Source organism: Streptomyces bikiniensis, from assembly GCF_000716625.1.
GTDB lineage: Bacteria > Actinomycetota > Actinomycetes > Streptomycetales > Streptomycetaceae > Streptomyces > Streptomyces bikiniensis.
The window spans coordinates 1-566 of record NZ_JNXJ01000123.1 but is presented as its reverse complement, the minus strand read 5'-3'; the positions used below and the strand labels follow the sequence as shown (position 1 = coordinate 566).

The following is a 566-nucleotide window of genomic DNA, read 5'->3' as shown; positions in this document are numbered from 1 at the left end:
CTGGACAGGTTGGCGGGGGCGTGGGGGTACGAGGCCAGGGGGCCGGGGGCGGTGGGGAAGGTGGTGTGGCTGGAGGTCAGCCTGCCGTCCCGCCCGTAGCCCTGTCGGCGGGCCCGCCGGTGGCTTCCTCCGTGGCTCCGCCCGGGAGGTCGTCCACGGTTCCGTCTGCGGCTCCGTCCGGGGGACCGTCTACGGGAGGGCTGTCGTCGTTGAGGCCCTCTCTGAGGTCGCCGAGGATGCGGGTGAGCAGCCGGGAGACGTGCATCTGGGAGAGTCCGATCCGCCGGCCGATCTCGGCCTGGGTCAGCTCCTCCCCGAAGCGGAGTTCGAGGATGTGCTGGTCGCGCTCGTCCAGCCGGTCGAGCAGGGGACGGAGCGCGGTGAGGGACTCGATCAGCTCGTAGGCGGGTTCGGTGGTCGCCAGGTGCCGGGGCCTCGCGCCGGACGCGCCGCCGTCGTCGCTTGTGGGGGTGTCGAGGGAGCGGGTGGCGTATCCGTGGGCGGCGAGCTGGCCCTCGGCGATCTCTTCCTCGGTGAGGTGGAGGTGGTGGGCGAGTTCGGTGCGG

Annotated in this window: 1 protein-coding gene; it reads right to left on the bottom strand. The window is 73.0% G+C overall.

All coding sequences use genetic code 11. The annotated features are described in order from the left end of the window. Nucleotides 1-76: 76 nt before the first annotated feature. Nucleotides 77-566 (bottom strand): sigma-70 family RNA polymerase sigma factor (locus OO47_RS33030; protein WP_158708753.1); only part of this gene is annotated, 490 nt, incomplete at its 5' end.